The organism is Ligilactobacillus faecis (genome assembly GCF_029889745.1).
In the GTDB taxonomy this organism is placed as follows: Bacteria; Bacillota; Bacilli; order Lactobacillales; family Lactobacillaceae; genus Ligilactobacillus; species Ligilactobacillus faecis.
In genome coordinates this window covers 306,181-328,925 of sequence record NZ_CP123639.1, presented here as the reverse complement: position 1 = coordinate 328,925, position 22,745 = coordinate 306,181, and the positions used below count along the sequence as shown (strand labels likewise).

Sequence of the window (22,745 nt, the reverse complement as noted above, 5' to 3'; positions counted from 1 at the left end):
AGTAGTGCAAGATATATTTTCTTAAATCAAGAGCAGATCTAGCAAGAAGATTGGCAGGAGGGAAAAATAGTGGTTGACTTGAACGAACGCTGAGACGATCAGTATTTTTAAAGCTAGTGAGCTAGTAAGCACTCCCGTCTATGACAATTAGCTATCAAAGGGGAATGAATGATGAAGGTGGCTATTATAGGAGCAAATCATGCGGGGTTAGCAACAACACGCCAACTACTGCAAAGTAAAAAAGATGTTGAGATCACTTTGATCGATCGGAGAAAACAAGTCGGTTATATCAGTGGAGGCACACCGTTATTACTTGGAAATAAGATCAGGACTTACAAAGAATTTTTTTATAGTGATCTTGATGAGATAAAAGAGAATGTGGCTCACTTTTATGAGAGTTCAGAAGTTATTGGGATCGATTTTAAAGAAAAAAAGATCTTACTCAAAGACCAATTGCATAAAAAAAGCACACTCAAATATGATAAGTTAGTTTTAGCGACAGGATCACGCCAGCAAAGACTAGGGATCGAAAATAGCGAGCTGGCAGGGATCCAACTACTCAAAGATCTAGATGATGCTCTCTTTTTGAATCAAAAACTTGATAATTTGAGCGTTAAAAATATTGCGATCATCGGTGGGGGATATTTGGGGGTCGAAGTAGCAGAAGCTTTGAGCCTTCGGAATAAAAATGTCCGCTTATTTGAGATCCAACCGGAGATCTTGAATAGTCACTATGATAAGAGCTTTAGTGAAATTGCACAGCAACACCTTGCTGAACATGGGATCGAGTTACATTTGGATGAAGAAGTGACTCGTTTTGAAGGAAGTGGCGGAAAAGTTACAGCGGTCGTGACGACGCAAGGGTACTATCGGGCTGACATCGTTGTTTTAGCAACGGGCTTTATTCCTAATACAGATCTAGGACGCTTTCATCTAGATCACTATACAAATGGGGCTTACCTTGTTGATAAGCAACAGCGTACCTCTGATCCAGATGTTTATGCTGTAGGTGATTGTGCAACGTTTTATTCTTGTGCGACTGAAGACCAAAGAAGTGATTTTTCGGTTGCAAATGCGTTACGGAGTGGCTACATTGCAGCGCAAAGTATTTTAGAAAAACCACTCCCAGCTACAGGTTCAGTTACGATCAGTGCGATCAAAATTTTTGATCTCAATCTATTTTCAACGGGGATCACTATTAAAAGTGCGCACTTATATAATATTGAAGCTGAATATGTCGAAAGTTCAAAAGTTACTTTGTTATCTACGCTTGGGAAAAAAGATGAGATCAAGCTCCGGATCATCTATCACAAAAAAGATCGTCGGATCCTTGGCGGCCAGATCTGTGCGCATTCCGATCTAACAGAAATGATCCTCCGCCTTGCACTAGCGATCCAAAATAAAATGACGATCGATGACTTGAAGTATTCGCGGACTTTCTTTTATCCGTATTTCACATACTTGAGTGATCCGTTGATCGATCTAGCGAAAACGAGTGACTCGAAAAAAGAGCATAACTAAACATGGTAGGCCAAGCCCTTAAAGCTCTATTTTTATGCTAAAGTCACAGAGCTTATATGTTATAATAAAGACGTTGTTTTAAAGAGCTTAGCCTCTTAGTAAAATGGCTGCTCATCGAGAAAGAGAGATGTAGAGATGAGCGTTATGATATCTTTTAAGAAAGGAATGCTATAGCTCTCTCAGATGAAGTGCTAGTCTTCATTTTCTACATTAATATAGCATAGGTCTACCATGGCATTAAATCTTATGTTGATGGGTCTTCCAGGCGCTGGTAAAGGGACTCAAGCAGAAAAAATCGTGGATAAATATCAGATCCCACACATCTCGACAGGAGATATCTTCCGTGCAGCGATGAAAAATAATACTCCAATGGGTATCGAGGCTAAAAAATACATCGATAAGGGTGAACTTGTCCCTGATGAAGTAACAAACGGGATCGTTAAAGAACGTTTAGCTAAAGATGATGTAAATAACGGGTACATGTTAGATGGTTTTCCACGAAATATGGAACAAGCTAAAGCTTTAGAAGTCTTTGGTCACGAATTGAACAAACCGCTAAATTGCGTGATCAACATCCATGTTGACCCAGAATCATTGATGGAACGCTTGACAGGTCGTTATATCTGTCGTAACTGTGGCGCAACTTACCACAAGATCTTTAACCCAACAAAAGTTGAAGGAACTTGCGACCGTTGTGGTCAACACGAATTTTATCAACGTGAAGACGATAAACCAGAAACAGTTAAGAACCGTTTAGATGTTAATATCAAGATGAACACGCCATTACTTGACTTCTACGAAAAACAAGGTATTTTGCATGAAGTCAATGGTAACCAAGACATCGATAAAGTTTTTGCTGATATCGAAAAGATCTTAGATAACATCAAATAATAAAAAAGATACGCCTGGATTGTCATTTTTAGAAATAAGTGCTTGCATCCGCTTGTTTGCTATGGTATGATAATTCAGGTTTATCTTTTCAAGAGGCTCAGTTTGTCTTTTTGGACAGACAGAACTTACGGAAAAAGGTGGGACTCCAAGCAAAGCTTCTCACATTTTTACGTGTAAAGTTTTAAAACCAATTTTAAGGAGGTACTTTTGCGTGGCGAAAGATGATGTGATTGAAATTGAGGGTACGATCAAAGAAACGTTGCCAAATGCGATGTTCAAAGTTGAACTTGAAAATGGACATGAGATTTTAGCTCACGTTTCTGGTAAGATCCGCATGCACTATATTCGTATTTTACCAGGTGATAAGGTTACAGTTGAAATGTCCCCTTATGATTTGACTAAGGGTCGCATTACCTATCGCTTTAAATAGATTGTACTTCAAAAATATTTAGGAGGTATAATTCATGAAAGTAAGACCATCAGTTAAACCAATGTGCGAACATTGCAAAGTTATCAAACGTAAAGGTCGCGTTATGGTTATTTGCGATAATCCAAAGCACAAACAACGTCAAGGATAATAATTAATCAGGAGGTGTAATTGTAATGGCTCGTATTGCAGGTGTCGATCTACCACGCGACAAGCGTATCGTTATCGGCTTAACTTATATTTACGGAATCGGTAATACAACAGCTAAGAAGATCTTAGCTGAAGCAGGTGTTTCAGAAGATGTACGTGTACGCGATCTTACTTCAGATCAAGAAGACAAGATCCGTGCCGTTGTAGACAACTACAAGGTGGAAGGTGACCTTCGTCGTGAAGTTTCCTTAAACATCAAACGTCTTTCCGAAATCGGCTCTTACCGTGGTCTACGTCATCGTCGTCATTTACCAGTTCGTGGTCAAAACACGAAGAACAACGCACGTACACGTAAAGGCCCAGCAGTTTCAATTGCAGGTAAGAAAAAATAATCAAATAAACTAAGAAGGAGGTTAGCTATTTCATGGCAGTTAAAAAGTCTCGCAAGCGCCGTGTCAAGAAGAATATCGAAAGCGGTGTGGCACATATTCATTCAACATTCAATAACACACTTGTTATGATCACAGACGTTCATGGTAACGCCGTTGCATGGTCATCTGCAGGTTCTTTAGGCTTCAAAGGTTCCCGTAAGTCTACTCCATTTGCTGCCCAAATGGCCGCTGAAGCAGCAGCTAAAGGTGCAATGGATCATGGTATGAAGACTGTTGAAGTTGCAGTCAAGGGTCCTGGTTCTGGTCGTGAAGCTGCTATTCGTGCGCTTCAAACAACAGGTCTTGAAGTTACATCTATCAAGGATGTTACACCAGTTCCTCATAACGGATGCCGTCCTCCAAAACGCCGTCGTGTTTAATGTGGGTCAGTATTCATTTTGAGGGTAAACTTCATAATGTTTTCACCAGATTGCACGTTACGTTTTGAAAGGGGTAAAGATAAGAATGATCGAATTTGAAAAACCAAAAATTCATAAAATTGAAGAAGGCGAAGATTACGGTAAGTTTGTTGTTGAACCGCTCGAACGTGGCTATGGGACAACTTTAGGTAACTCCTTACGTCGGATCTTGCTTTCTTCTTTACCAGGTGCAGCTATCACAGATGTTCAGATCGATGGTGTGTTACACGAATTCTCCACTGTCAAAGGTGTATTAGAAGACGTGACAGCGATCATTTTGAACTTAAAGAAAGTTGCCCTAAAGCTTGATTCTGAAGATCCTCAAACTTTAGAATTTGATGTTGTTGGTCCAAAAGAAGTTACAGCCGGTGACATTCAAGGTAGCAGTGATGTTGAGGTCTTAAACCCAGATCAATATATCTGTACGGTTGCAGATGGAGCTGTTTTCCACGCACGTATGACTGCTGACAAGGGTCGAGGCTATGTTTCCGCTGCGGAACATAAAGCTAAGGCTGAAGATATGCCTATTGGCGTTTTACCAATCGACTCAATTTATACCCCGATCGAACGTGTCAACTACCAAGTAGAAAAAACACGTGTTGGTCAAAAAAATGATTATGATAAATTAACGTTAGACGTGTGGACAAACGGTTCGATCACACCAAGTGAAGCGATCAGCTTGTCTGCTAAGATCCTAACAGAACATTTGACTTTATTTGTTGATTTGACTGATGAAGCTAAGAATGCTGAGATCATGGTCGAAAAAGAAGAAACACATAAAGAAAAAATGTTAGAAATGACGATCGAAGAACTTGATCTTTCTGTTCGTTCATATAACTGCTTGAAGCGTGCCGGTATCAATACGGTCCAAGCTTTGACGAATAAGTCTGAAGCAGATATGATGAAAGTTAGAAACCTTGGACGCAAGTCTCTGGAAGAAGTTAAGGCTAAGTTAGCCGATCTCGGTCTATCATTACGTCATGATGACTAATAAATTCAATTAAGGGAGGGAACTGTTAATGGCTTACCGTAAATTAGGTCGTACAAGCGCACACCGTAAATCAATGTTACGTAACTTAACAACTGACTTGATCGTTAATGGTCGCATCGTTACAACAGAAACACGTGCTAAAGAAGTACGTAAAACTGCTGAAAAGATGATCACTTTAGGTAAAAAAGGTGATCTTGCTTCACGTCGTCGCGCAGCTGCATTCATGATGGACGTAGTTGCTGACGTTAAAGTGAGCGATGATGACAAGGCTGTTGTTCAAACTGCTTTACAAAAGTTGTTTGAAGAAGTTGCGCCTAAATTTGAAGGCCGTAACGGCGGTTACACACGTATCATCAAGATGAACGAACGCCGCGGCGATGCAGCTAAGATGGCTGTTCTTGAATTAGTTGACTAATTTTGATTAGCAACCGATAGATAACTAGTGTCACTTTTATAGCGATAACTGGGCGTTACGATGTTGGGTAAAACCGAGTCTAGTCCTAAGTAGCAGGTATCGGATCTGTGAAACCTTCGTTATAAAAAGTGATTTTTTATTATCTTCATTTTTAAAATCGGGTATAAACGTTGATATATCAACATTTCAGAGTGCTATTTCAGCACTCTTTTTTTTGTTTGACTACGTGATTGACTAAGGTTTTTTAAAAACTAACATACTCGGCAAATTTATTGGCAGTTTTTTCACGTGCTGATTTAGTTACATGCGTGTAAACATCAAGTGTTGTTTTAACATTCTCATGTCCTAATCGTTCTTGCACTTCTTTAACTGTTGCACCAGATTCAAAAAGTAGACTAGCATGTGTATGTCTAAATCCATGGGGAGTTATTGGAGGTAAATTATATTTAGTCGTAAATCGATTCAGAAAACCAAATATACTGTTTTGAATGAAGCCACCATTATTATTATGAAAAACTAAATTATCTTCCTTGTCTATATTAATGCCTTTTTTAAACATTTCCTTCCGTTGTTTATTTTGCCATTTTTTTAATATCTCTACTGTTTCTTTGTCTAAAGATAACAAACGATTGCTATTTTTAGTTTTGGGAGTTTGACAGTACAATTTTCCATTCTGATCAAAGGCTACTGTTCTTTTGATCGATAAGGTATGAGTTTTAAAATCAATATCAGACCATTTAAGTGCGGAAAGTTCACCTTTTCTGATTCCTGTAAAAGCTAAAACCCTGAATACCACGTACATTTGAAAAGAAGCATGTTCCTCCAATGTCTTCATAAACGTTTGCAGTTGTTGTTTATCGTAGAAGTTATTAGGATTAATTTTGTTAGTAGTTTTATCCTTTCGTTTTGGAATTATTACATTATCCATTGGATTACTTGATATTTGTTTTAAAGCTTTCCCATAGTTCAATATGCGTCTAGTAAGTCCGATTAAGTTATGATAGTTCTTAACTGTTTTGAACCAGTTATTTACTTGTTTTTGGCAATATGCTGTGCTTATCTTGTCCAGTTTAAGCTTACCAAATTTAGGTAAAATGTGGAGTTGAATATTTGATCGCTGAGAGAATGCAGAGCTTTCTTTTATTGTTGTTTTGTATTGCTCAAACCATAGTACATATAGTTCTTGAAATGTCATTATCTTTCTTTGACTAGTAGGTAATCCATCTTCCTTTACTTCCAATTCTAAGCGTGATATAGCTGTCTTTGCTTCTGAAATCGTTCTAAAACCTCGTCTAGTAGTGTGACGCTCTTTTCCTGTTAGTGGATCAATTCCAAGATATGCTTTAAACATATAAGCTTTTGACCCATCTTTTTTTGTATATTTTTTAATATATGCCATGTCATACACCTCTTAATATAAATAGAATATATGTTCTTTTTTTGCTGTTTTTAAAACCCGCCATTTTGACGGGCTTAAATGATTGCTAATTATTGAACATCTACTTTAAATTTAGCTGCTTTTTCTAGTGATATTAGTGGCGCAAATTGTAGTTCAAAATTACCAAGTTTATTGGTACCAAAACCTGCTGTAACATCAGCTTCTTTACCTGGAGCAATGGAGTCGAAAGTATTCTCTATTGCATATGAACTTAGCTTTTGATTATCTGGGCCGTAAACATTCAAATCTGTTCCAATTGGCAAGTTATCATCTGATTCATTTTTTACGTGATATACAACTTTGATAACATTGGAAGGCTGTTCTTCTTCAAATTGGTTACGTTCGTCGGTTTTTTCAACAGATTTCAGTGTGTATACGACATCACCGACTTTAACAGAATCGCCAACTTGATAATATTTATTAGAAGAACTAGTCTTGCTTGACGAAGTTTTCTGGTTGTTCGAACTTGATGTGCTACTATTGCTACTACTGCAACCTGCAAATAGAATAGTGGTGATCATTAATGCAAATATTAATGGGAATTTTTTGTTCATAAGATCTAACTCCTATATGCTCTATTTTTTGAATTTTTTTAAAGTTGCTAAATATAAAGATCCCCCAACGATAGAGATGATACCACCAATCCAACCAAGAAATGGGACGAGTGCAATAGCGCCACCAACGATCATGAGTACATTTGGAGCAGCACCAACTTCCTCAGCTTCTTTATAGTAAATAGCTCCATAAATACCGAGAACTAAAATTGCAATCTTCAATAAATTAAGAAAAGTAACGATAACGTTTAAAGCATCTTCGCCACTGGCTGCTCCTCCAATGACAAACCATCCACCTAACAATAAAATAATTCCCCCAGCTAACCCTACAATACCATTAGCTAGCGCTAACTTGTTTGATTTCATATATCAAACACTCCTTTTTATTCCAGCTTTTAACGACATCAGTATTTGGTCAAAAAATTTATACAATGATAAGGTTTACATTTCAGCCTTAATAAATAGAGTCGAACGATGAGAAATCGGCTTTAGATCGGATATAGTCCCAATCGACATATCTTTCAGCCCATTTAGGTACATTGCAACTCTGTAATAGCTGTTCTTCATTTGAGAAGCAAGCAGCATTAACGCCGTAAGTTAATAGTTCAACCATGAAGACATTTGCTTCATACTCAACCCCATAGTTGATATAGTTCAAGTTTGAATGTTTCAGAAATTCCGTGTTGGTGTCGTGACCACAAATGTGATGGCCGAGTTCATGACAGGTAGTGACAAAGTTTTCTGCATCACTATTCCTAGCATTTAGAGCTATCGAACTAATACGGTATATCTCAGTTCTGAATCCCATAGTATCTTTACCTAGATCGAATGTATAGCGATTTATGCCTAAACAATTACAGATCTCAATAGGATCAGTAGTATCATATTTTTCTACAAGATGTGTCACCTTATCCCTAATAACTTTCCTTGACATAGACTACACCGCCTTATTTGTATTTATCCGGTGTAAATTTTTCTTTTGCTAAGATCTTAGATCTACGAGCAACTTTTTCTAAGGCAGCTTTGATTAATTCTGCATCGTCCTCGTCTATTTCCTCGCCACCATTTCTAAGGTAAGCAAGACTATTTTCATTGCTAAGACCATCAATAAGATCGCCAACGACCTTTTGAATATCTCTTTCATCTTTGGCAGTAAATGAAGGAGTCGGAGTTCTGCCAAGTAAATAATCAGTCGTTACGCCAAAGTAGTTAGCTAATTCATTAATGGTTTCTATGTTAGGTTGTCTAGAATCTCTTTCCCATGTGCCTATGGTTTTACCAGAAACGTTTAGTATCTTGCCTAACTCATCTTGCGTTAATCCTTTTTTAAGACGTAAATCCCTTAGTCGAATATTAAACAAGGCTAGTCCCTCCTTTATGTTGTTTACAATTATATAATACTACTTTAAGTAGCATTTTAGAATTATAAAATAAAAAAGTTACAAAAAGTAGCTAAAAACTATTTACAAGCTACGAAAAGTAGTATATAGTAATAAGTGTGATAAAGCTACGTAATGTAGTATAGAGAGGAAGGAGATGCAGATTGATGTTGGCAACTTTGAGAAAGGAAAAAGGCTTGACGCAGAAAGAAATTGCTGAAAAGCTTGATATTACTCAAAAAGCTTGGCAATCGTATGAAAGTGGTTTTAGAACGCCTAGACCAGCGACAATGCAAAAAATAGAAGATTTTTTTGGAGTTCCAAAAGAAAAAATTTTTTTTGCAGCTTTTGACTACAAAACGTCGCCAAATGAATTTAAAGAAAGATCTTCAAGTAAGAAGGGGTGAGGAAAATGACACAAGTTAAAGAAGAGTCCTATCAAATTAAACGTGCAAAAGGAAAGCTAGCACGCTTAAAAAGAGAATTTGCTCAGGTAGACGAACAGTTGAACGAGCATTACAGAATCACAAATGGACAGCCTATGAACGATAAACGTAACGGAGCTAGTTGGTTTAAGAAAAAAGATGCGATCGAAGAAAGAGGGTTTCGATTGCTTGATGAAATTAAGCAACAAGAGGAGCGGATAGAAAAACTTAAGGATAAAGAAGAAAATAAAGCTCTTGGCTTGAATAGACAAGGCAACGGCTTAGAAATGAGCGTTGCGAATATTCCACGAATTGAAGAAGAAATCGAGAAATTTAAACGTGGTGAGTCACTATATACAAAAGCTACTATCAAGCGATATGAGCGAGAATTAGTCAAGTTAAAGGAAATGGCTAAAAAAGCTGAACAAGAACTTGCGGTAGGCGCACAGAAGCTAGTAGATGATGGATTACTTAGACAGTGGAAGAAGAAGCCAACAATCTACTTTGTGACGGATCGCAACTTTAGAAAATTAGCTTTAGAGCTAAATAGTGAAGGCAAGTTTGAAGAATGTATCCGATATCGAGCAACGACAGAAGAAGCTAAAAAGTACGTTAAGGATCTCTTGAAGATGCAAGAGGAGATGTAGCAAATTGAAGAATGATTTATTAGCAAAGCTTGAAATTTTAAAAAAAAAGTACCCCGACAGAGAATTCAGGGCACTCTTGATAACAGACGATAGCTTAAACATTACTACTACGTTAAGAAATTCACTAGGAACAACAACTATTGATAGTCACAACTATAACGGAATTGTTTATCAAACGATTGTTCAAGACAAAATGTTTCCAAAAGGTCATCAGGCTTTAAAACTAGGATTAATCGTAGACAAAATGGAGTTTTTACTATCATCGAGTAGAGCTTATGCATTGCTCATGGAATATGGAATATAAAGAAATCCGATTTTTCAATAAAGGATAATCCATTCTCCAAAGCAAACTGAGAAATATGGGCTCTGAAGTTTGGACTATCTTCAAAACCAGAGCGGTGGATCTTAAAATCTTTTGAACCATGTTGAAGGGCTTTTTCATATGAATTTTTGAGCAATAGGAAATCACCTTGTCTAATCCATTCAAGATATTGTTCATCAGTATGACGCATATTTTCACCTCCTTTATTAGGAGATAACCAAATTATAGCAGAAAGTGAAGTGGTCGAATGAGTTATGAAGTGATCGAAACATGCAACAAAAAAGAAGTAAAACTTGGGATCTATCCAAGTAAAAAGATTGCATTTAGAGCAGTATCGGAATTTGCACATCAGCATGTAAATGCTGCTAAGCGAATGAGGAAACGATACAGGTTTGTGGAAAACCTAGGGAGGCATAAGGCAGAAGTCGAAATCAATGGCTTCAAGTATACATTTGAGGTCAGAGGAATTATCTGAAAGGAGAAATAGCAGTGACAAATTTACGGATAGAGCAAGTCAGTTACGATGATCAATTAATCTTAACGACTGAACAACTTGCAGAATTTTACGAAACAACAGTCAATACGATCAAGGTTAATTTCAACAACAATAAGAGCAAGTTTGAAGAAGGAAAACATTATTATTTGCTGAAAGGCGCTCAGCTCAAGGAGTTTAAGAACAAGGTAAAAAATCTTTACCTTGTTGGAAAGAATGCAAATCAGTTATATCTCTGGACAAAGCGAGGAGCGAGTCGCCATGCAAAAATGCTTGGGACAGATCGGGCATGGGACGTGTATGACGAACTGGAAGAAACATATTTCGCAACACGAAAAGCAATTGAGACAGACGATAAAGCACTATTGGCTGATAAGCGTTTGAAAATCATGGAGCGTAATGCAGTGACTAAACGAGCTCAGTTAATGTACAAGATCGCAATGGAAACAAATGATCAAAGAGAAAGAGAAAAACTGTTAATCAAGGCAAGTAACGAGCTAGTTGGTAATGAAGAAAAAGAAAATCTAAGTAGTATCGAGCTACCTGAACTTCCGTATTATGGAAATTTCTACATGGCAACAACGATCGCTGATATGGTTCACTTTACGAACGGGGCGTTTACGATCGGAAAGATTGCAAATCAGCATAGGCTAAAACCTTTATACGGCACGGAAAATGAATACTGCAAGATCATAATTAGAGACGGTACAAAGTACACATTATATAAGGAAAAAGGAAAAGATACGATTATTGGCCTGTTAGCTAGTGAAGGTTATATCTGAAAGGAGGTGATCAAATTATGAAACAAACAGTGATGATGCCGATAACAGTATCAGCTGATGATATTGCTAAGCAAATGGGAGTAATTGCTGCGAAAGAATTTGAAAAACGCATGCAATTAGCAACAAAAACAAGAGGTTTAAAGGAATACTCCAAACAATCGGAAGTCCTTAAAGAACTTGATATTGGGATGGATCGACTAAATCTCTGGTATGCAATGGGATTAAAGAAACAAATTTGGTCTGACAGATCAATCAGAATCGAGAAGTCAAGACTCCAAGAATTTTTACGTGACAACTTTGAAGTTTAAGGGGGTGATGAAATGAAATGGAGTGGTTATCTTGTTGCATTACTGATCGGATTTGGGATCGGTAGCTTCCAGACAACTTGGCTCATGTGCTGGGCTTTTATCTTAGCATGGGTGGTGGGTGTTGTATCAGACATTATCCGCCCAAACGAAGAGCTACAAAAAAAGGTCAAAGATTTCTTTTTCGGCGACCTTGGCGACCTATAAAAAAGGATCGCATGGCAGTGCGACCCTGAACAAATATAACTTTAGGTAAATTATAACAAGAATTTAAAGGAGATACGAAATGCATCAATTTACAGCAGCGGTGAAAGCGGCAGAAAAATTTTTAGAATCGTTGGGGGTGGAGACCTCACTTATCATAGCGGCAGACGAAAAAGGCGCGACAGCCTCTGTACCTGCAGACAACGAAACAACTGCAGTTTTGATTTTGGCTCTTTTAGACAGAACACCAAAAGAGGTAAGAGAAATTGTCGGAAAACATTTTGATGAAGGAGGAAATCTATCATGACACCAGATCAAAATGACGAGATCGAAACATTCAACGATCCGAATAGCTGTTACCGTCTAGATGATGAACCGCTGTACACGATAACAGAATGGGATAATACAGAGCTAGTGCACCAAACAAAAGACGAGGTTATCGACTATACAGTAAAAGAGCTCACGACATTCCTATTCAGAATTAACACAGCTTATAGCGAAGAAGGTGAAGAGGCTGCATTTGAAGTAGCTAAGAACTATCTTGAAAAGTTTTCAGCAATTGAGGAGGAAGAATGATGAATTTATTTGAAATTAACGAACAGTATCGGGCAGTCGAAGAAATGGATCTAGATCCAAAGACTTTACAAGATACGTTAGATGCGATCGCAGATGCTCGGGATGTGAAACTTGATAATATCGCTTTTCTGATTGAGAAAAGCAAGATGCAAGCTGATTTCTTGAAGAACAAGATCAAAGAGCTACAAGAAGCAAAGAAAGTTCTCGAAAACAAACAAAAGAGCCTAAAAGATTACATGACAACAGCGCTTGATGAAGCGGGTATCAAAGAACTGCAGACAAGCAACCACATCTTAAAGACAAGAAATTATAAAAAGTCAGTGATCATTGATCGATTAGAAGACATTCCAGATGAGTACAAGAAGACAGAAACGGTAGTCAAAGCTGATTCCATGGCATTATACAGGGCACTCATGGATGGTAAAGACATCAAGGGTGCTCACTTGAAAGATAATCGTGGGACCGTAATCAAGTAGGAGGTAACTAAATGACGTTTGAAGAAATCAACGAAAGACTAAAAAACTGGGCTGATGATCGTAATATTGGAGAGTATTCAGATAAGCAAATCATGAAGCTATTTGAAGAAATCGGAGAACTTTCAGAGGCAATCAATAAAAAAATGGTAGAACAAGAAATTGATGCTGTTGGTAATATTCAAGTAGTGCTGATGATCTTATGTTATCAACGTGGGCTTGATCCTATCGAATGCTTGAACAATGCTTACAACGTTATCAAAGATCGCACAGGCAAAACAGTTAATGGCACATTTATCAAGACAGAGGATCTGGAGGGATAAGGATGCAATTTTTTACGCCAGGGAATTTCCCAGAGCACCATAACATGTATTTTATCTATGGTGACGGTGGAACAGGCAAAACAAGCTTACTAAAGCAATTTAAAGGTAATAAAGCATTATTCAGTTTTGACTTATCATACAACGCTGTTAAAGATACTGGAGACATCACGTTGGCTGTCCTTGAAGGTACAGACGTTCCAATTATTCAACGTGTTGTATGGGACAACTTAATTGCAGCAATCAACAGCCCAAACATTGATGTGATTTGTTTGGATAATGTAACAGCATTGCAAAATTATGTGCTGGATAATATCGAAAATGCTGCAAGAGACAATCGCCAAAATTACAACGCAATGCAGAAATGGTTCAGAGAAATTGGAACGTTATTGAGACGTTCAAACAAGACAATTTACGCTACGGCTCATGCGATCGATAAAGACAATGGAGGGATCGACGGTAAAGGCCGATACGAAGCTGATATGAACTTAAAAACGTTCAACGCTTTTACAAGTATGTTTGATTTGGTCGGTCGGATCTATCTTAAAGACGGTGAACGTTGGATCGATCTTGATCCAGAGCAAGGCAACCATGCTAAAAACCGTATTGACGATCGTAAGCTGATCAAGGCAGATGAACTTATTGAGCCTAAACCAACTGAACAAATTGCAGTAGAAGAACCAAAAAAGAAAGCTAAAAAAGCTAGTTAAAGAAGGGATGAATAAATTATGGCATTTAAAGGATTAACAGTAGATGAAAATAACGTGTTAGGACGTCGAGTGGAAGAGGCGGGAACATATAACGTGCGTTTGTTACCAACATCAGAATTGAAAACATCAAGTACTGGCAAAGAAATGCTAGTTCTGAACTACGAAGTTTTAGATGGTAAGTATGCTGGAGGAACGATCAAATTTGACAACGTCGTGTATGACGATACAACACCAGAAAAAGAAGAACAATCATTAAAGCGATTTAACACATTGTTAGTTGTAGCAGGCGTTCCAGCTGGTACTCAGATTAATACACTGGCTATCTTGTTACAAGGATTAAAGAAATACAACAAAATGAACGTAACAGTAGAATGGAACTCTGAACCAAACGACAAAGGTTACTATAACTTGAATGTTACTTCACATAATCCTACTGACCCAGAAGGTAGCAAACCAAATGGAGTATTTGCGCCAGCAAGACAACAACCGGGGGCCTCTAACTTTGGTAATCGACAACCAGCGATTGATCAAGCTGCTAATAATCTGCCTGATAACTTTGGACCAAGCGTTGATCCATTTGCTGGTGCAGGTACGACAGTATCAGATGCAGACTTGCCATTCTAGGTAGGTGATAAAAGATGGAGCGAAGATCACGAGCCATCTTGCAAAAGGCTGATGATGGTGGGGCATGGTTGATGGTCAAGTTAGATCACATGCCTAACTTGGATCACATCGAAACGGTGGCAGGTAGTAAAGAACAGTTCTATGTGGACTGGGAACTTGCAGATACAAGACGGGTCAGGAAGAAGCAACGACGCTTATTCTTCGCCCTATTGAATGACATTGTGGATCATTTCGTTGTACCGCAAGATTTCCTAAAGGACATGTTCTATCTGCAATACCAGTATTACACGGGCAAAGAGATTAGTTTAGCAGATTACACAAGATCAAGTGTTACAGACGCCAATGTATTGATCGAACTAGTGATAGATTTCATGTTCGAGTGGTATGTACCTTTCAAGAAAGGCTACGAGCTACTGCCTAAAGAAGAGCAGTACTTTATCTATCAATGTTGCCGACATAGGGTGTGTCTGATTTGTGGTCTGCCAGCTGATATACACCATACAGATACGGTTGGTATGGGCGTTGATCGTAACAAGGTGGACCACACACAACATAGAGTGCTGCCACTGTGTCGGACGCATCATCAAAACTATCATCAGCTTGGGCCAGAAAAGTTTTCAGAGTTGTATCACGTTCCAGCTGAGGGTATCAAACTAGATGTTGAAGCACTGAAAAAGATAAACGTTAGAGGCAAATACTAGGGTTAGCGAACGTACAATCGCCGAACGGGTGGGATGCCCGATAGAAAGTGGGGTGTAACAATGACTGAACAAGAATTTGTAGGATCAAGATTATTTCTGAATATTCCAGCATTAGTAGCTCACGACAAAGTTTTATTAAAAAAAGCTCCAAAAGCGATTCTATTATTTGGTGAAATTTATTCGATGTTGAATGTAACAGGTAAATTTTACATGAGTAATAACGCTCTTGCTAAGCGTCTAGATTGTTCAAGAAAGTCGATTATTAATTACATTAATTTGTTGAAAAAACAAGGCTATATAGAAACTGAAAATGTGATTGATGATGAAACTAAGGCAATTACAGGAAGAATGATCACTTTAGGTAGGGTAGTCCAACAGAATTCACTAGGGTGGTCCAATGGAATTCACCAGGGTAGTGAAACAGGTTTTACCCAAAGAAAACATAGTAATAGAACATCTAATACTAATGATCAATCTGATCGTAAAGTTAGTGAAAAACAGCTAGAAGAAGATTTTAACAAGCTTTGGAAGTTGTACCCAAGAAAAGAAGGCAAAAAGAAGGCTTTTGAAGCTTACAAGAGAGCTATCAAAAAGGGGACAACTAACAAAGATATCCAAACAGGTATCGTGAATTACCTGACACAGATCAAGGTTCAGGGCACAGACAAGAAGTACATCAAACAAGGCTCAACGTGGTTTAACGGTGAGTGTTGGGATGATGAGTACAACTTAGGTGAAAGTAAATCTCCTGTTAGCCATAAAGAAAAAACTGGAGACGCCCCCCGCCCACGAAGCCGTGAGGAAGAGGAACTAGAAGCACGTAAGCAATCGGCAGAAGCGTTCTTGTACAACTTGCGTGAGCATCCAGAATATTTCGAGATCGAACACATGAAAGCTGCGATCAATGATTTCGTAACTAAAAATCCAGAGTTAAAAGAGGAGGTGTTAGAGATTGCACGAACTCGAAGAAAGAGTGATCGCAACACTGCTTAAAGATCCTAAGTTGTTAGACACGGTTGATATAAATGCTAGTTGGTTTACGGATCAGCGTTATAGAGAGATCTTGTCGGTCATGCAGAACATGGATCAAACAGAACGGACGGCTTTAAATATCTACAACGAGTTAGGACATTACGAAGGGATGTTTAGCTATCGTGATCTGATGGCTTTGCAAGATACGGTATTTTCGACTGCTAACTTTGCGAATGAAGTTAAAGCACTACGTAAGATCGCAGTGCAAAAGTCACTTGATGAGGCAGTCGCGTTATATCAGATGTCACCGGGAAAAGAAAGCATAGCCAATTTATCTGCATCAATCGAGAACTTGAAAAAGGTAGATGAAGAAGATGACAAGGGCTATCTTGATGGGGCCATGGCAGATTTAGCATATCGCATGGATCATGATGCACCAGTAGGTATCAAGAGTTTTGAGCAACTGGATGAGATCTTAGCGGGTGGCTTGTATGGATCAATGTTGCTGACGATCGGGGCTCGTCCGTCAGTTGGTAAGACAGCATACAGCGTCAATCTAGCTTATCAGATCATTGCAAACGATACAGAAGTACAAGTTGATTATTTTACGCTGGAAATGAACAAGCGAGAAATGCTCAACCGCTTTATTGCAAGGCACACCAGAATTGCTAGTCAAAAATTGAAACGTCCCGCCAAGTATCTGCAAAGTTACGAGGCGATGATCGTCAACGAAGCAATGCAGTGGTATAGGGATCGCAAGCTTAGAGTATATGACAAGATCATCACGTTAAGTGGGATATTATCGATCATCAGAGAAAATGCAGCTAAATCAAAGCCAAACAAGTATATAGCGATCATTGATTATATTGGCTTGGTCAAAGTTGAAAATAAACAAGATCGATGGCAACAAGTTGGCCAAATTTCAAGGGAGTTAAAAATCATGGCTAATGAGTACAATGTACCGATCGTGATCTTGTCTCAGTTAAATCGTGATACGCAAAAAAACATGACGCCTCAGTTATCTAACTTAAGAGAGTCAGGATCGATCGAACAGGACAGCAACGTTGTGGCTTTCCTACACCGACCAAATGAAGATGATCGTGATCTGGTAAGACTGACAGTACAAAAAAATCGTGAAGGTGCGTTAGGCAGTATCGACTATCTGTTTAACGGGGCGTATATGGAATTCAGAGAAATTGATGAAGGTGGTGGATGATCGTGAATTATGTATTTGACCCATTGAGTTACATGCAAGGTGATGAGTATCTAGCAATCATGAAAGAAAATGGGTACTTGAGATCACAAGCAGTAAGAGCGTATGAAAAAGAAGTGGCTTACTGGAATAACGTATGCAAAGAGTTGATAAAGCATCGAGATGCACATCCAGATCAGGCTGAAACGTATGCCAAACTGCTTGCAGAGCCAACTCAAAAACGCATAGAAGCTGCTTGGTCTGCAATTAGTATCGCAGAGTTAGAAAAAGAACAGCGGTGGAGATTGGTTGAAGATGCTGATGCATTCCTTGACTACCTCAAGGCCAAATGCCATGACGATCTATCGCTTATGAGAGAAGATGAAAAGCTTCAGATGGAGCTAGTAACCAAGATCGATTCTAAGATCAGACGACAAAAAGATACGAGGTGAGAGGGTATTGAGTAAAAAATTACCAAGTGAAGTAACTAAGAAAACAAAAGTAGAGCTATATAACGATAACTTTGAAAACTTCAAACGTTATCAGATACCAAAAGCACAACTGATGATCGCAGATATTCCTTATAACATTGGGAACAACGCTTATGCAAGCAATCCCGCTTGGTATAAAGGCGGAAACAATAAAAATGGTGAGAGTGAGAAAGCAAACGCCAACTTTTTCAATCGTGATGAGCGGTTTAACGTGGTTAACTTTATGAAGTTTGCTAGAAAAATGCTTATTAAAGAGCCTAAAGAGCGTGGAAAAGCGCCAGCTATGATCGTGTTTTGTGCGTGGGAACAGATCCCAATGTTAGTCGAAACAGGAAAGAAAGAGGGCTTTAACCATGCATACCCTTTGATTTTCATCAAAAAATCAAGTTCGCAGGCACTCAAAGCTAACATGAAAATTGTGGGTGCGACCGAATATGCGATCGTTTTATATCGTGATAAGTTGCCTAAGTTTAACAATGATGGGCGGATGATCATGAATTGGTTTAATTGGGAAGTCGATAATGGCTACCCTAAGATCCATCCAACACAAAAACCAATTCCAGTGTTGAAACGGTTGATAGAGATCTTTACTGATCCGGGCGATGTTGTGATAGATCCTACGGCAGGCAGCGGGAGCACATTGAGGGCTGCAGCTGAACTTAATCGAAGTGCTTATGGTTTTGAGGTCGAACGTGATATTTACAACAAAGCGAATGAAAAAATGTTATCAGTTATTGAGATGTCGTTAGTTTAGGAGGTGGACTAAATGGGAGTAACTAGTGCAAGTGATTATACGATCACACCACATGCAAGTGAACAAATCAAAAAACGCTTTGGACAGACTTTAGACACAATGCGTGAATGGGCTGAGCGATTGTTAAAGCTATCTGAATTTGTCAAGCATGAAGAAAACGGTCGAGATCGGTATCGGTATCAAGATATTGCGATCATCTTGGATGCTAAGAAGAAACAAGTGATCACAATGTTTCCTGATCCACAAGATGCGATCAAGTTAGACAAAAAGCCTTTGAATCCAGAGTTACAGACAAGTGTTAACGAGATGATCGCTAAATTTTTGGAAAATAAGCGACAGGAAGTAGCGGAAAATGTGCATTCAAAAGTATCTGACATTGAGCAAGCTGCAAACGATTTTCGAATCAATTCTAGCGAAGATAATCTGATTGAATTAAGATCGGTGCTCAGAATGATTGATGACGAATTAGCCAAGTATGACATGTTTGTCGCTGAGACGAAGATGATCACAGGAAAGTGAGGGTGAAACTATGACAGGGAAGAAAAGAAGTCGTAAGAGAGATAAGCGACGCCGTCGCAAGAAGAAACAGGAAAAAGCAATGTTGAAGGGAGAGAAGAAAGCATGAAATTAACACAAGTGAAGCTGTTTTCAGAATATTCTGAGTTAGATCTTGAAACAAGTATTAACAGTTGGCTTCGAGATAATCAGGTTGAAATCAAAGACATTAAGTTTGGAAATTGGATTGAATTTTCAGATTATCAACCACAAGTGGCTGATGGTGTTGGGGTTAATGCTATGTTGATTTATTCAGTTGATGAGGAGCGTGCGCAAGTTGGAAAACAGAATTAGAGAACTGCGGGCAGAAAGAGGTCTTACCTTAGCAAATCTAGCTAACAATACTGGTTTAGCAGTTAGTACTATCAGTCAATATGAAAAGGGAGATAGAAAGCCCAAAATAGAGGCTTGGCAAAAGCTAGCAGATTACTTTGGCGTATCGGTCGGCTATCTACAAGGCATAGAAGAAAAAAGCCAAACAGATGCAGGGAGACAACAGCGGTGGAATAAGAGAAAAGAGAAGATCACAAAGGCCTTACGTGAGGGATATATGAATGATGAGTCGTGGGAAAGCATCTATCAACGATTTAAGCGTGAGTGGGATGCACATGAACTTGAAGAGAGGAGAGTGCAAGGCGATGGAAATGATGACACAAGATGAGCGTGATAGTCGTATTAGACAACTAGAAGAACGCCAACTGCAGGCTTTGGAGATGTATCACACAAAAAAATGGACGTACGAACGAGCATTTAGTGAGATGGCTCATGTTCAGAAGTTGATCACTTTAGAGCATAAACGAGCGCTTGATAATTTAGAGGAAGAGACAACACAACGAATGTATGAATTAGCTTTAGAAGCTGGAAAGGTAAAAAAACATGAATAAAGGACAACGTCGAGTCATTCAATGGGATGCCAAGAAGAATGGAACTGTCTTAGGACAACCATATACGCATGGTCAAACCTATAAAGAGTGGGTCAAAAGTACAGGATCTGATAAACCAGACGAATGGAAGCAGCCTAAAAGCTGATTAAAGTAATGCTAGAACACCATACACAAAGTTTAGTGGGTAGGACAAGAATTTGTAAGGGTGGGAATAAACGAACGTGTATGAGCATTCTAAGGGGGTTAAAAGCAATGTGTTTATTTTTAAAGTGATATTCGGTGGGTTGAGCCTTATCGGATTATTAGTGATATTGATCTTGCTGATTTGGGCAGGGTTTGACAATAGATAAAATCAAAAAAAGCAATTTTTTTAACGATAGAATTTGAATTTTAAGCTGTATTGTCAAAAAAAACGACATTTTTAACAATAGGAGGAAAAGAACATGAGTTTAAACTTTTATGCAGACATCGACAATTTCAAGGTAGATTCCAAGGGCAATGTATCAATTACAGTCAAGTTAGAGGGTTGGGGGCTAAACAATCAGCTAGATAACTTATCCAAGCTAAAAGAAGATGGTCGAGCAAAGATCACAATCGAATCAGCGATCACGCATTACAAACGTACCGTAGATGCTGAAACACTTGAGCCAGTTGAATTTTTCGAAAAAGACGGTAATGGCGTGTGGACGTCAGTAAAAAATGAACAATTATCGCTTGAAGTAGGTGGAGAACAAACAATCGAACAAGATGAAGAGATCACAGCAGATATTGTTGATAAATTCCTGCTGATCGAGAATTACGAAATCAAAGGTGATTTCGAACCACGTAAAACGCTAGCAATGTTATCTGAGGGATATAGTTTTGATGAGATCGCAACGGCTTTGAAGTTTGAAAGCACAACAGAATTGATCAATAAGCTAAACGAAGCACGGGTTGAGTATGCTGCGATGGCTAAGGCATGGAGCAAAGCTAATGAAGAATAAACCAGGCACGCATTTTGGTCGTAAGGTCGAACTCGATGGGATCGTGTTTGATTCACAAAAAGAGGCTGACTTCTATCAGCGTTTTGTCAAACATAGTGGCTACGAGTTTGACGTGCATCCCCGATTTGTGCTTGAAGAAGCTGGAGCTATGACGGCGATCACATATAAACCAGATTTTGTGATCTATGATCGTAATGGACGTATCTTGCATGTTTACGACGTTAAATCTAGCTTAGATGGACGATACGGTGCTGATCCAGCTGCTAAGTTGAGATTTAACTTATTTCAACGACGGTTTAAAAAAGCTGTTGAAGTAGTTGTGCCACGCAAGAATGATTTTAAGATGCGGATCTTTGGACTAAGCAAGAACGTCAATACTCGTAGAGTTACGACAAAAGGTAAGGTACAGTTTTACGACATCATGCAAAATCTTGATTACGATCCAGCAGAATTTTTTAAAGTGAGGTGATCATCATGAGTAAGTATTACGTGATCAAGCTGTATTATCCCGGTTATCCTAAAACTCAAGCTTATGGCTATTTAAAATATGGACATATTACAGGATATGGTTACACGTACAACTGCTGTGAAGCTGCTAAGTTCAAGAGCAAGGAAAAAGCGAAAGAATACATGAATAACAAGGGACCACGTAAAATCCCACATGAGATTTGCAAGGTCACGATCGAAACGGTGGCTAAAGGTGGAAAAGATAAGTTTTAGGGGGAGTAACAAAATGACAGAAGAAAAAGATTTTTGGATCAACAAAGATGAAGTAAGTGCCTTAAGTAATGCTGAAGGAACGTTGTATAAAGTGACTCAAAAGAAAATGAACAGAAAAGGCTGGCACAAACTAAACAGCAATGAGCAGATTGTCAAACGGGTGGTACTAACTCCCGAAGAAGCTGAATGGTTTGAGAAACACAAAGATCTGCCATTCTATAACAGCAATATTAATTTGAATTTCAGTTATATGTTAGTTGAGCAGGCTGAAAAATACTCTGATATTGTTGAACAAGATTTTATCAACAGAATGTCACAAGCCTACTTCACAGGTTATACGACCGAAAAAGAGAAGAAGTATTACATCAAACCGAACTTTGATTATAAGTATTTAAGGGTAAATCGTTATGATGGCTCGTGGTATTGGGAATCTAAAACACCAACACCTTTGGGACGTCCGCAATTTACGCAGGATGAGATCGATGAGATGCAAAAAGATCCGCGCGCAAAAGGGCTAGATCTCAATGTACTCAAAGTCGAAGTATCAGAAGATGAATTGGAGGACTAGGAAATGAAAGTAAAGATTATAACAGAGGGGTATCTTCAAGAAGGAAGTGGACCATACGTATCCTTAGAAGATTCAATCAATGACTTTATCAAAGATAAAGAATTAATTGATATTAAATATCAAATAAGCTCAGCCGGTGGCTTTTTTGAAGCATTTCATCAAGTGATAATCATGTATGAAGATAAAAAAGAAACAGCAGATAAGCCAGTCGTTGAAAAGCTTAAAGAAGAAAAAGCTGATCTGGACAAAAAAATCAGAAAGTTAAAAGCCTTTTTGAATGATGACGAAAAATTATCAAGTATCGGAGAAGAGCAAGTGAAGTTGTTGCGCCTCCAGCTGGAGACAATGGAACGGTACAGTGATATTTTGTGGGCTCGATTAGACGATTTGGAGGAAACAGAATGACAGCTTTAACGATCGTGATCGCA

At 38.5% G+C, this 22,745-nt stretch carries 42 protein-coding genes; 36 read left to right on the top strand and 6 right to left on the bottom strand.

The genetic code is table 11. The features are described from left to right. Window positions 1-171 precede the first annotated feature (171 nt). From QFX10_RS01780 to rplQ, 8 genes are all read left to right on the top strand, one after another. Window positions 172-1,521: an FAD-dependent oxidoreductase gene (locus QFX10_RS01780; protein ID WP_280607216.1), complete on the top strand. Its 1,350-nt coding sequence runs from the start codon at window positions 172-174 to the stop codon at window positions 1,519-1,521. A 231-nt stretch (window positions 1,522-1,752) separates the two neighbouring features. Continuing rightward, window positions 1,753-2,412, top strand: a complete 660-nt coding sequence (locus QFX10_RS01775) for an adenylate kinase (RefSeq protein ID WP_280606539.1) — start codon at window positions 1,753-1,755, stop codon at window positions 2,410-2,412. Window positions 2,413-2,623: 211 nt separating this feature from the next. After that, entirely contained in the window at window positions 2,624-2,842 is a 219-nt protein-coding gene (gene infA / locus QFX10_RS01770; protein ID WP_003689399.1) for a translation initiation factor IF-1, read from the top strand. Window positions 2,843-2,876: 34 nt separating this feature from the next. After that, window positions 2,877-2,990 carry a 50S ribosomal protein L36 gene (gene rpmJ, locus QFX10_RS01765; RefSeq protein ID WP_003696792.1) on the top strand — a complete coding sequence of 38 codons (114 nt, stop codon included), beginning with the start codon at window positions 2,877-2,879 and terminating at the stop codon, window positions 2,988-2,990. Between the two features lie 25 nt (window positions 2,991-3,015). Further along, on the top strand, window positions 3,016-3,381 hold the full coding sequence (rpsM, locus tag QFX10_RS01760; RefSeq protein ID WP_280606538.1) for a 30S ribosomal protein S13: 366 nt from the start codon (window positions 3,016-3,018) through the stop codon (window positions 3,379-3,381). A 32-nt stretch (window positions 3,382-3,413) separates the two neighbouring features. Then, on the top strand, window positions 3,414-3,800 hold the full coding sequence (gene rpsK, locus QFX10_RS01755) for a 30S ribosomal protein S11 (protein WP_004050265.1): 387 nt from the start codon (window positions 3,414-3,416) through the stop codon (window positions 3,798-3,800). Window positions 3,801-3,885: 85 nt separating this feature from the next. Continuing rightward, entirely contained in the window at window positions 3,886-4,830 is a 945-nt protein-coding gene (locus QFX10_RS01750) for a DNA-directed RNA polymerase subunit alpha (protein WP_280606537.1), read from the top strand. Between the two features lie 28 nt (window positions 4,831-4,858). Beyond that, the gene (rplQ, locus tag QFX10_RS01745; protein WP_280606536.1) at window positions 4,859-5,245 is read left to right on the top strand and encodes a 50S ribosomal protein L17; all 387 of its coding nucleotides are present in this window, start codon (window positions 4,859-4,861) and stop codon (window positions 5,243-5,245) included. A 244-nt stretch (window positions 5,246-5,489) separates the two neighbouring features. Here rplQ and QFX10_RS01740 read toward each other — a convergent pair whose 3' ends face one another. The 5 genes from QFX10_RS01740 to QFX10_RS01720 form a co-directional block, all read right to left on the bottom strand. Beyond that, window positions 5,490-6,644 (bottom strand): site-specific integrase, encoded by a 1,155-nt coding sequence (locus QFX10_RS01740; RefSeq protein WP_280606535.1) that lies wholly within the window; start codon window positions 6,642-6,644, stop codon window positions 5,490-5,492. An 89-nt stretch (window positions 6,645-6,733) separates the two neighbouring features. Continuing rightward, a complete protein-coding gene (locus tag QFX10_RS01735; RefSeq protein ID WP_280606534.1) occupies window positions 6,734-7,237 on the bottom strand; it encodes a hypothetical protein in 504 nt (167 codons plus the stop codon). A gap of 21 nt (window positions 7,238-7,258) precedes the next feature. Next, window positions 7,259-7,603: a hypothetical protein gene (locus QFX10_RS01730; RefSeq protein ID WP_280606533.1), complete on the bottom strand. Its 345-nt coding sequence runs from the start codon at window positions 7,601-7,603 to the stop codon at window positions 7,259-7,261. Between the two features lie 88 nt (window positions 7,604-7,691). Continuing rightward, on the bottom strand, window positions 7,692-8,171 hold the full coding sequence (locus QFX10_RS01725) for an ImmA/IrrE family metallo-endopeptidase (RefSeq protein WP_280606532.1): 480 nt from the start codon (window positions 8,169-8,171) through the stop codon (window positions 7,692-7,694). A gap of 13 nt (window positions 8,172-8,184) precedes the next feature. Then, a complete protein-coding gene (locus QFX10_RS01720; protein WP_280606531.1) occupies window positions 8,185-8,598 on the bottom strand; it encodes a helix-turn-helix domain-containing protein in 414 nt (137 codons plus the stop codon). Between the two features lie 185 nt (window positions 8,599-8,783). Here QFX10_RS01720 and QFX10_RS01715 point away from each other — a divergent pair, with 185 nt between their 5' ends. Genes QFX10_RS01715 through QFX10_RS01705 form a run of 3 tightly spaced genes read left to right on the top strand, consistent with a single transcriptional unit; the run spans window position 8,784 to window position 9,992 of the window. Beyond that, window positions 8,784-9,023, top strand: a complete 240-nt coding sequence (locus QFX10_RS01715) for a helix-turn-helix domain-containing protein (RefSeq protein WP_280606530.1) — start codon at window positions 8,784-8,786, stop codon at window positions 9,021-9,023. A gap of 5 nt (window positions 9,024-9,028) precedes the next feature. Beyond that, complete coding sequence (locus QFX10_RS01710; protein WP_280606529.1) at window positions 9,029-9,688, top strand: hypothetical protein; 660 nt, start codon at window positions 9,029-9,031, stop codon at window positions 9,686-9,688. A gap of 4 nt (window positions 9,689-9,692) precedes the next feature. Continuing rightward, complete coding sequence (locus tag QFX10_RS01705) at window positions 9,693-9,992, top strand: hypothetical protein (protein ID WP_280606528.1); 300 nt, start codon at window positions 9,693-9,695, stop codon at window positions 9,990-9,992. Here QFX10_RS01705 and QFX10_RS01700 read toward each other — a convergent pair. Next, complete coding sequence (locus QFX10_RS01700) at window positions 9,973-10,200, bottom strand: hypothetical protein (RefSeq protein ID WP_280606527.1); 228 nt, start codon at window positions 10,198-10,200, stop codon at window positions 9,973-9,975. The two genes, QFX10_RS01705 and QFX10_RS01700, sit on opposite strands and share 20 nt — an antisense overlap. 57 nt (window positions 10,201-10,257) lie before the next feature. Between QFX10_RS01700 and QFX10_RS01695 the strand changes: the two genes are divergently transcribed. The 25 genes from QFX10_RS01695 to QFX10_RS01575 all read left to right on the top strand — a co-directional run bounded on the left by QFX10_RS01695 (window position 10,258) and on the right by QFX10_RS01575 (window position 22,722). Further along, window positions 10,258-10,485 (top strand): hypothetical protein, encoded by a 228-nt coding sequence (locus QFX10_RS01695; RefSeq protein ID WP_280606526.1) that lies wholly within the window; start codon window positions 10,258-10,260, stop codon window positions 10,483-10,485. Window positions 10,486-10,499: 14 nt separating this feature from the next. Continuing rightward, entirely contained in the window at window positions 10,500-11,285 is a 786-nt protein-coding gene (locus QFX10_RS01690; protein WP_280606525.1) for an ORF6N domain-containing protein, read from the top strand. Window positions 11,286-11,302: 17 nt separating this feature from the next. Beyond that, window positions 11,303-11,593 carry a hypothetical protein gene (locus tag QFX10_RS01685; protein WP_280606524.1) on the top strand — a complete coding sequence of 97 codons (291 nt, stop codon included), beginning with the start codon at window positions 11,303-11,305 and terminating at the stop codon, window positions 11,591-11,593. 12 nt (window positions 11,594-11,605) lie between these two features. After that, window positions 11,606-11,797, top strand: coding sequence for a hypothetical protein (locus QFX10_RS01680; protein ID WP_280606523.1), 192 nt, complete (start codon window positions 11,606-11,608; stop codon window positions 11,795-11,797). 79 nt (window positions 11,798-11,876) lie between these two features. Next, window positions 11,877-12,101 (top strand): hypothetical protein, encoded by a 225-nt coding sequence (locus QFX10_RS01675; RefSeq protein WP_280606522.1) that lies wholly within the window; start codon window positions 11,877-11,879, stop codon window positions 12,099-12,101. Beyond that, window positions 12,098-12,370: a hypothetical protein gene (locus QFX10_RS01670; RefSeq protein WP_280606521.1), complete on the top strand. Its 273-nt coding sequence runs from the start codon at window positions 12,098-12,100 to the stop codon at window positions 12,368-12,370. The genes QFX10_RS01675 and QFX10_RS01670 overlap by 4 nt, the downstream gene beginning before the upstream one ends. Continuing rightward, entirely contained in the window at window positions 12,370-12,846 is a 477-nt protein-coding gene (locus QFX10_RS01665; protein ID WP_280606520.1) for a siphovirus Gp157 family protein, read from the top strand. Before QFX10_RS01670 ends, QFX10_RS01665 begins: the two co-directional genes overlap by 1 nt. An 11-nt stretch (window positions 12,847-12,857) precedes the next feature. Beyond that, the gene (locus QFX10_RS01660; RefSeq protein WP_280606519.1) at window positions 12,858-13,166 is read left to right on the top strand and encodes a MazG-like family protein; all 309 of its coding nucleotides are present in this window, start codon (window positions 12,858-12,860) and stop codon (window positions 13,164-13,166) included. A gap of 2 nt (window positions 13,167-13,168) precedes the next feature. After that, window positions 13,169-13,873 carry an AAA family ATPase gene (locus tag QFX10_RS01655; RefSeq protein ID WP_280606518.1) on the top strand — a complete coding sequence of 235 codons (705 nt, stop codon included), beginning with the start codon at window positions 13,169-13,171 and terminating at the stop codon, window positions 13,871-13,873. An 18-nt stretch (window positions 13,874-13,891) separates the two neighbouring features. Continuing rightward, a complete protein-coding gene (locus tag QFX10_RS01650) occupies window positions 13,892-14,497 on the top strand; it encodes a DUF669 domain-containing protein (RefSeq protein ID WP_280606517.1) in 606 nt (201 codons plus the stop codon). Between the two features lie 14 nt (window positions 14,498-14,511). After that, window positions 14,512-15,198, top strand: a complete 687-nt coding sequence (locus QFX10_RS01645; RefSeq protein WP_280606516.1) for a putative HNHc nuclease — start codon at window positions 14,512-14,514, stop codon at window positions 15,196-15,198. A gap of 60 nt (window positions 15,199-15,258) precedes the next feature. After that, window positions 15,259-16,191 (top strand): helix-turn-helix domain-containing protein, encoded by a 933-nt coding sequence (locus tag QFX10_RS01640; protein ID WP_280606515.1) that lies wholly within the window; start codon window positions 15,259-15,261, stop codon window positions 16,189-16,191. Beyond that, window positions 16,151-17,386 carry a replicative DNA helicase gene (locus QFX10_RS01635; RefSeq protein ID WP_280606514.1) on the top strand — a complete coding sequence of 412 codons (1,236 nt, stop codon included), beginning with the start codon at window positions 16,151-16,153 and terminating at the stop codon, window positions 17,384-17,386. The genes QFX10_RS01640 and QFX10_RS01635 overlap by 41 nt, the downstream gene beginning before the upstream one ends. 2 nt (window positions 17,387-17,388) lie before the next feature. Then, on the top strand, window positions 17,389-17,814 hold the full coding sequence (locus QFX10_RS01630; RefSeq protein ID WP_280606513.1) for a hypothetical protein: 426 nt from the start codon (window positions 17,389-17,391) through the stop codon (window positions 17,812-17,814). A gap of 7 nt (window positions 17,815-17,821) precedes the next feature. Next, entirely contained in the window at window positions 17,822-18,607 is a 786-nt protein-coding gene (locus QFX10_RS01625) for a DNA-methyltransferase (protein ID WP_280606512.1), read from the top strand. Window positions 18,608-18,619: 12 nt separating this feature from the next. After that, window positions 18,620-19,126 carry a hypothetical protein gene (locus tag QFX10_RS01620; protein WP_280606511.1) on the top strand — a complete coding sequence of 169 codons (507 nt, stop codon included), beginning with the start codon at window positions 18,620-18,622 and terminating at the stop codon, window positions 19,124-19,126. 102 nt (window positions 19,127-19,228) lie between these two features. Further along, complete coding sequence (locus QFX10_RS01615; RefSeq protein ID WP_280606510.1) at window positions 19,229-19,456, top strand: hypothetical protein; 228 nt, start codon at window positions 19,229-19,231, stop codon at window positions 19,454-19,456. Continuing rightward, the gene (locus QFX10_RS01610; protein WP_280606509.1) at window positions 19,440-19,823 is read left to right on the top strand and encodes a helix-turn-helix domain-containing protein; all 384 of its coding nucleotides are present in this window, start codon (window positions 19,440-19,442) and stop codon (window positions 19,821-19,823) included. Before QFX10_RS01615 ends, QFX10_RS01610 begins: the two co-directional genes overlap by 17 nt. After that, window positions 19,801-20,046, top strand: a complete 246-nt coding sequence (locus QFX10_RS01605) for a hypothetical protein (RefSeq protein WP_280606508.1) — start codon at window positions 19,801-19,803, stop codon at window positions 20,044-20,046. The genes QFX10_RS01610 and QFX10_RS01605 overlap by 23 nt, the downstream gene beginning before the upstream one ends. After that, entirely contained in the window at window positions 20,039-20,191 is a 153-nt protein-coding gene (locus QFX10_RS01600; RefSeq protein ID WP_280606507.1) for a hypothetical protein, read from the top strand. Before QFX10_RS01605 ends, QFX10_RS01600 begins: the two co-directional genes overlap by 8 nt. 298 nt (window positions 20,192-20,489) lie before the next feature. After that, the gene (locus tag QFX10_RS01595) at window positions 20,490-21,029 is read left to right on the top strand and encodes a DNA primase (protein WP_280606506.1); all 540 of its coding nucleotides are present in this window, start codon (window positions 20,490-20,492) and stop codon (window positions 21,027-21,029) included. After that, complete coding sequence (locus QFX10_RS01590) at window positions 21,019-21,498, top strand: DUF1064 domain-containing protein (RefSeq protein WP_280606505.1); 480 nt, start codon at window positions 21,019-21,021, stop codon at window positions 21,496-21,498. Before QFX10_RS01595 ends, QFX10_RS01590 begins: the two co-directional genes overlap by 11 nt. A gap of 5 nt (window positions 21,499-21,503) precedes the next feature. Further along, window positions 21,504-21,749, top strand: a complete 246-nt coding sequence (locus QFX10_RS01585) for a hypothetical protein (RefSeq protein WP_280606504.1) — start codon at window positions 21,504-21,506, stop codon at window positions 21,747-21,749. Between the two features lie 13 nt (window positions 21,750-21,762). Then, window positions 21,763-22,317 carry a DUF1642 domain-containing protein gene (locus QFX10_RS01580; protein ID WP_280606503.1) on the top strand — a complete coding sequence of 185 codons (555 nt, stop codon included), beginning with the start codon at window positions 21,763-21,765 and terminating at the stop codon, window positions 22,315-22,317. Between the two features lie 3 nt (window positions 22,318-22,320). After that, window positions 22,321-22,722, top strand: coding sequence for a crAss001_48 related protein (locus QFX10_RS01575; RefSeq protein ID WP_280606502.1), 402 nt, complete (start codon window positions 22,321-22,323; stop codon window positions 22,720-22,722). The last annotated feature ends 23 nt before the right edge of the window (window positions 22,723-22,745 follow it).

Coding starts and splice junctions, on each gene's coding strand:
- QFX10_RS01780 (WP_280607216.1), top strand. CDS start 172: ATGAAGGTGGCTATTATAGGAGCAAATCATGCGGGGTTAGCAACAACA.
- QFX10_RS01775 (WP_280606539.1), top strand. CDS start 1,753: ATGGCATTAAATCTTATGTTGATGGGTCTTCCAGGCGCTGGTAAAGGG.
- rpmJ (WP_003696792.1), top strand. CDS start 2,877: ATGAAAGTAAGACCATCAGTTAAACCAATGTGCGAACATTGCAAAGTT.
- rpsM (WP_280606538.1), top strand. CDS start 3,016: ATGGCTCGTATTGCAGGTGTCGATCTACCACGCGACAAGCGTATCGTT.
- rpsK (WP_004050265.1), top strand. CDS start 3,414: ATGGCAGTTAAAAAGTCTCGCAAGCGCCGTGTCAAGAAGAATATCGAA.
- QFX10_RS01750 (WP_280606537.1), top strand. CDS start 3,886: ATGATCGAATTTGAAAAACCAAAAATTCATAAAATTGAAGAAGGCGAA.
- rplQ (WP_280606536.1), top strand. CDS start 4,859: ATGGCTTACCGTAAATTAGGTCGTACAAGCGCACACCGTAAATCAATG.
- QFX10_RS01740 (WP_280606535.1), bottom strand. CDS start 6,644: ATGGCATATATTAAAAAATATACAAAAAAAGATGGGTCAAAAGCTTAT.
- QFX10_RS01735 (WP_280606534.1), bottom strand. CDS start 7,237: ATGAACAAAAAATTCCCATTAATATTTGCATTAATGATCACCACTATT.
- QFX10_RS01730 (WP_280606533.1), bottom strand. CDS start 7,603: ATGAAATCAAACAAGTTAGCGCTAGCTAATGGTATTGTAGGGTTAGCT.
- QFX10_RS01725 (WP_280606532.1), bottom strand. CDS start 8,171: ATGTCAAGGAAAGTTATTAGGGATAAGGTGACACATCTTGTAGAAAAA.
- QFX10_RS01715 (WP_280606530.1), top strand. CDS start 8,784: ATGTTGGCAACTTTGAGAAAGGAAAAAGGCTTGACGCAGAAAGAAATT.
- QFX10_RS01710 (WP_280606529.1), top strand. CDS start 9,029: ATGACACAAGTTAAAGAAGAGTCCTATCAAATTAAACGTGCAAAAGGA.
- QFX10_RS01700 (WP_280606527.1), bottom strand. CDS start 10,200: ATGCGTCATACTGATGAACAATATCTTGAATGGATTAGACAAGGTGAT.
- QFX10_RS01695 (WP_280606526.1), top strand. CDS start 10,258: ATGAGTTATGAAGTGATCGAAACATGCAACAAAAAAGAAGTAAAACTT.
- QFX10_RS01685 (WP_280606524.1), top strand. CDS start 11,303: ATGAAACAAACAGTGATGATGCCGATAACAGTATCAGCTGATGATATT.
- QFX10_RS01680 (WP_280606523.1), top strand. CDS start 11,606: ATGAAATGGAGTGGTTATCTTGTTGCATTACTGATCGGATTTGGGATC.
- QFX10_RS01675 (WP_280606522.1), top strand. CDS start 11,877: ATGCATCAATTTACAGCAGCGGTGAAAGCGGCAGAAAAATTTTTAGAA.
- QFX10_RS01670 (WP_280606521.1), top strand. CDS start 12,098: ATGACACCAGATCAAAATGACGAGATCGAAACATTCAACGATCCGAAT.
- QFX10_RS01665 (WP_280606520.1), top strand. CDS start 12,370: ATGAATTTATTTGAAATTAACGAACAGTATCGGGCAGTCGAAGAAATG.
- QFX10_RS01660 (WP_280606519.1), top strand. CDS start 12,858: ATGACGTTTGAAGAAATCAACGAAAGACTAAAAAACTGGGCTGATGAT.
- QFX10_RS01655 (WP_280606518.1), top strand. CDS start 13,169: ATGCAATTTTTTACGCCAGGGAATTTCCCAGAGCACCATAACATGTAT.
- QFX10_RS01650 (WP_280606517.1), top strand. CDS start 13,892: ATGGCATTTAAAGGATTAACAGTAGATGAAAATAACGTGTTAGGACGT.
- QFX10_RS01645 (WP_280606516.1), top strand. CDS start 14,512: ATGGAGCGAAGATCACGAGCCATCTTGCAAAAGGCTGATGATGGTGGG.
- QFX10_RS01640 (WP_280606515.1), top strand. CDS start 15,259: ATGACTGAACAAGAATTTGTAGGATCAAGATTATTTCTGAATATTCCA.
- QFX10_RS01620 (WP_280606511.1), top strand. CDS start 18,620: ATGGGAGTAACTAGTGCAAGTGATTATACGATCACACCACATGCAAGT.
- QFX10_RS01615 (WP_280606510.1), top strand. CDS start 19,229: ATGAAATTAACACAAGTGAAGCTGTTTTCAGAATATTCTGAGTTAGAT.
- QFX10_RS01605 (WP_280606508.1), top strand. CDS start 19,801: ATGGAAATGATGACACAAGATGAGCGTGATAGTCGTATTAGACAACTA.
- QFX10_RS01600 (WP_280606507.1), top strand. CDS start 20,039: ATGAATAAAGGACAACGTCGAGTCATTCAATGGGATGCCAAGAAGAAT.
- QFX10_RS01595 (WP_280606506.1), top strand. CDS start 20,490: ATGAGTTTAAACTTTTATGCAGACATCGACAATTTCAAGGTAGATTCC.
- QFX10_RS01590 (WP_280606505.1), top strand. CDS start 21,019: ATGAAGAATAAACCAGGCACGCATTTTGGTCGTAAGGTCGAACTCGAT.
- QFX10_RS01585 (WP_280606504.1), top strand. CDS start 21,504: ATGAGTAAGTATTACGTGATCAAGCTGTATTATCCCGGTTATCCTAAA.
- QFX10_RS01580 (WP_280606503.1), top strand. CDS start 21,763: ATGACAGAAGAAAAAGATTTTTGGATCAACAAAGATGAAGTAAGTGCC.
- QFX10_RS01575 (WP_280606502.1), top strand. CDS start 22,321: ATGAAAGTAAAGATTATAACAGAGGGGTATCTTCAAGAAGGAAGTGGA.